Annotated in this window: 4 protein-coding genes and 1 pseudogene; 4 read left to right on the forward strand and 1 reads right to left on the reverse strand. The window is 53.3% G+C overall.

The annotated features are described in order from the left end of the window. Positions 1 to 142: 142 nt before the first annotated feature. Positions 143 to 727 (forward strand): hypothetical protein, encoded by a 585-nt coding sequence (locus L5014_RS38310; RefSeq protein WP_238469058.1) that lies wholly within the window; start codon positions 143 to 145, stop codon positions 725 to 727. A gap of 126 nt (positions 728 to 853) precedes the next feature. Continuing rightward, positions 854 to 1,969 (forward strand): hypothetical protein, encoded by a 1,116-nt coding sequence (locus L5014_RS38315; protein WP_238469059.1) that lies wholly within the window; start codon positions 854 to 856, stop codon positions 1,967 to 1,969. A gap of 72 nt (positions 1,970 to 2,041) precedes the next feature. Here L5014_RS38315 and L5014_RS38320 read toward each other — a convergent pair. Beyond that, positions 2,042 to 2,260 (reverse strand): annotated as a pseudogene (locus L5014_RS38320) (hypothetical protein). A gap of 203 nt (positions 2,261 to 2,463) precedes the next feature. Here L5014_RS38320 and L5014_RS38325 point away from each other — a divergent pair. Continuing rightward, positions 2,464 to 3,120 carry an HNH endonuclease gene (locus L5014_RS38325; RefSeq protein WP_238469060.1) on the forward strand — a complete coding sequence of 219 codons (657 nt, stop codon included), beginning with the start codon at positions 2,464 to 2,466 and terminating at the stop codon, positions 3,118 to 3,120. Between the two features lie 200 nt (positions 3,121 to 3,320). Continuing rightward, the gene (locus L5014_RS38330; protein WP_238469061.1) at positions 3,321 to 3,986 is read left to right on the forward strand and encodes a hypothetical protein; all 666 of its coding nucleotides are present in this window, start codon (positions 3,321 to 3,323) and stop codon (positions 3,984 to 3,986) included. Positions 3,987 to 4,052 lie beyond the last annotated feature (66 nt).

Raw genomic sequence — 4,052 nt, forward strand, 5'->3', positions numbered from 1 at the left:
GGGTACTCGCAGCGGCGCTGAAGCGTCCGCCCTCAACAACGAACATTGACCATGATCGAAAGGTCGCCTAACCTATGCCGCACCCGCCGTCCCAACCTTCAACTGCCAATGGGACATTGCCCTTCAGAGTGCAGAGTCCCGTTTGTCGACATTTCTTGAGCGTGCGGAAGCTCTGACGGACAAGCTTGCCGTTGCGGAAGATGAACGAGCGAAGTTTCCGAGCGATTTGTACAGTAAGAGGGACCGAGTCAAGATTTCAATTCTTGAAAAGAACTTCCGCGCTAATGCCTCGGCCTTCAACTATTCGAGTGCCGAAATCCCCGAGGTCCAAATCAACGCTGGAACTTTGCTACCGGCACTGGGCGACATCACGTTGCGTGAAGTGCTGAAGCGGAACGTGAAATCCGAGTCATCTGCAAGTGACTTCGTCCGACTCATCTGGGCATTTCTGCTCGCGGTCTATCAAACATCGTCGTCACGAGACTTCGCCGGCAATCACCCTGGCGTGTTGATGTTCGATGAGCCGGGGCAGCATTCGATGAGCGAGACCAGTCAAAAGGCGCTTGTCAACCTCATGAGCGGACTTAAACAGCTTCAAAGCATACTTGCAGCATCCTTCGATGAGAGCGTCGCTGTCTTCCATCGTGTGACGGAGGGGAGCCCGTTTCATCTCATCGAATTGCCGGAGAAGTTTATCGGCCCTATGCAGCACGACGGCACGATGTAGCCGTACTGATTGGTAGCGCTGGTGACGCCGCCAGAGCGAAAGAGTTTCTCAGAGAGGCATCGAAGAGCGATAGCTCGTTCCTAGGTGCCTTTTTTAGACATAGCGCGATAGCGAGAGGCAATCGAGATGGCTATCGATTTGTTCGCAGATTTAGGCAAGCCTGATACCGAACTGCATCCGCAGTACGTGTCATTGCGAGATACACCTGGCTACTCTCCGGCACGTCAACTCCTTAGGCGGCTTCAAGAAGATTTTGTCGACCCAGACGGAAGTTTCGTCGAGCAGTTTCAGACGTTCGCGTTGGACGCCCGTACCTTCGAGTTCTTCCTCTCGGTGATGTTAAAGGACGTCGGGCACGAGTTGGACAGAAGCTTTGACCGTCCCGATTTTCTAATCACTAAAGGCGGGCTAACGGCGGCCGTCGAGGCAGTGACTGCAAATCCGAAAGGAAACGGTGCCATCCAACCCTACGACGCAGTCCCCGACTTTAAGACGCTCCAAGAGGCCGCAGAAAATCTGGCGCACACGATTCCCATTAGACTTGGAAGTCCGCTCTTCACAAAGCTCAGGAAGAAATACTGGGAGCTTCCTCAGGTGGCGAACAAGCCACTGATTCTAGCGATTCAGGATTTCCACGCGGCCGGCGCGCTCGCGACCTCCGATATACCGTTGGTTCAATATCTGTACGGACTCGGTCACACTTGGTGGCACGACGAAAGTGGAAATCTTGTCATCCAAGGTCATCAACTGGAAGAGCACCGGCAAGGTTACAAGCGCATACCGTCTGGCTTTTTCCGGCAGCCAGATGGAGAGCACATATCGGCCGTATTGTTCTGCAACACTGGCACCATCCCCAAGTTCAATCGCATGGGGCATCAAGGCGAGTTCATGGCTAAAGGCGTGCGAATGCTTCGATGGGGCGCCTGCTACCGGCATGACCCCAACGCGGCGGTTCCCCAGCCCTTCGTCTACGAGGTGGGCGATAAAGAGGGACCCCTTGAGACTTGGCGGCAAGGGACCGTTCTGATTCGCAACCCCCATGCTCTGCATCCACTGCCCGATAATTGGTTTGGTGCTGCGCTCGAGCATACATTGGTAGATGGTGAGGTGCGGTCCATGCCCTCCGAGTTTTTCTTGCCCTTCTATTCGACCACGAATATCTTGATGAACGCGTCGCGCGGCGACGTAAAAAAAATGGCGCAGGGTATTTACGATTCGCTCATCTCTGTACTTCCTCCTTGAGCATTTGCCGGTAGACCATGAAGTGTGCCCACAAGTCGCTACTGGTCCTTCCCGCCTGTGGACGAGCCGGGGCTATCCGTACGAGTCGACCCACGCACGCGCCCATACGAGCCCTGCGTCTTGTGCTTCTTCTTGAGTGTCGAAGACAGCGAGAACGCAAGAAGCTTCAACGAGATTTTTGCTCTCACGTAATCGTCCCGCTCGCGGCATATCGCTCGGGGGCGAGAACTTCTTCCCGCTGCCGATAGTGTGGCCCCATAACATGTAACCTTTATCGGTAGCCTGCTGCATCGTCATCGTGTTCTTATAAAGAGGCCATGACCCACAACGCGCCGAACCCGGTCGAAATCAATCGTTTCGAGTCTTTGCGGCTCTCGTGCTCGAAGGGCGCGGACAGACGAGCGGAAAAAATTTGCGTGCTTTTGCAGTCGGTCAGCGTCACCGCCGAGCTAAAGCGATATACAGTCGAACACACTTAAACGGAAAGCGATGTTATGCAAAAGAAAGCTTCATCCCAAGTCAACTCGAATTCAGAAAAGCGTAAATCAATTACTGAGCCTATAAAGCGGGAGGTTCTTACCGAGGCCGGATACATATGCGCGAACCCGGGGTGTCGAACCATTCTATTTGAACTACACCACATCACTTATGTGGCGGAAGGCGGGAAAGACACGGCAGATAATCTGATAGCGCTATGCCCTAATTGTCATTCAAGGGTGCACAGCAAGCAGATTCATAGAGAATCCGTTCGCGCTTGGAAAATAATGACCGTTGCAATCAACCGCGCTTGGACAAAAGAAACCGCCACTTCTCTGCTTTTCTTAAATAGCGCACCTGGCAATGACCTAGTTCTTACCGGTGACGGCGTTGTTCGTTTCGCCGACCTTATCGTGTCTGGGTTAGCGGAGGTCATAGAGCGCAACGACTTTGTAGGCGAAGGCCACGAGCCGTTTCTTGTCACAATTGAGCCATACATGAAGTACAAGTACCCTGCAGCCGAACTATCAAAGAGAGCGTATTCCGTCCGCCTCACCACCAAGGGCACTCTACTGGCGGAAGCATGGAAGCTGGGGGATGTTGAGGGAATTAACGCAGTATTGGGGGAAATTGACCAAAAACCATCTCCGGACCATACTTTGCTGGCGGAATAAGAAGTTGCCCTGCGCAAAGTACGTTACTGACGTCAGTGACTGAGGATTGCCCGGAGCAGCGCATCTAGGCGGCGAGGCGATACGGCCGGTCCTCGTCATCGAGGACATCCTGCAGCCAGAAGACATATATAGCGAGCCAGCTGGATGATTGTCCCCAGATGGGGTGAGACGACCACAGACGGTTGCTCATCGCAGCGCTCGTGACCAACCTATTCGATGGCGAATCTTGTCCGACGGGTCACCAATTCTTTGCATCCGTGAGCGAATTGACGACGCTCGATAACCTGATATCTATCTCTATGACAATTACCATCGTTCTTTTTGCCGACACGTTTCCGGTGGTCATCACTGACACTCTTCTGGCCTCACCTTCGGATTTCGTGAAAGCACCGGTGGCTCTTCCAACTATCGTGCGCCCTGTTGAGATGGATTTTGAAGTTCAAACTGACTCGGGGCCGATGAAAATCAGTGACCTCTCACAGAAAATACATCCTCTCGGAAGAAGAGGTATGTTTGCTTATTCTGGAAGGGAACTCTTTGCTCGAAGTGTCGCGAATGGAATTTCGGCTCGCTTATCGAAAGGCGCAGGACTGTCGGAGGCGCTAGTCCGAAGCGAACTGTACGCGTTGACCGAGGCTCAACGAGAATCGATTGCTTTCGCGATTGTCTATGACACAGAAGACGGCAAGCGATTTCAGTACCACCACCGAATGCAAACCTTCAAAAGCAGCGTGTTCGGAGAGGTGTTCTTCACTGGGTCGGGTGAAAAAAATCTTAGCGAGTTGCTTGCTCAACTCGGAAGTCCTCAATCCCCGATGGGCGGGCAAATTCCCCCACCTGTGGGCACCTCAAAATCCCCCACCTAGAGACACGCGGAGCATGATGCTGGCGCGGTCTGGCAGGACGTTACCTTGCACCCCTCGAATGAAGAA

It is taken from the genome of Paraburkholderia tagetis (genome assembly GCF_022213065.1).
GTDB lineage: Bacteria > Pseudomonadota > Gammaproteobacteria > Burkholderiales > Burkholderiaceae > Paraburkholderia > Paraburkholderia tagetis.

Excerpts from the sequence above, each read along its gene's own strand:
- L5014_RS38315 (WP_238469059.1), top strand. The coding sequence starts at position 854 with ATGGCTATCGATTTGTTCGCAGATTTAGGCAAGCCTGATACCGAACTG.
- L5014_RS38325 (WP_238469060.1), top strand. The coding sequence starts at position 2,464 with ATGCAAAAGAAAGCTTCATCCCAAGTCAACTCGAATTCAGAAAAGCGT.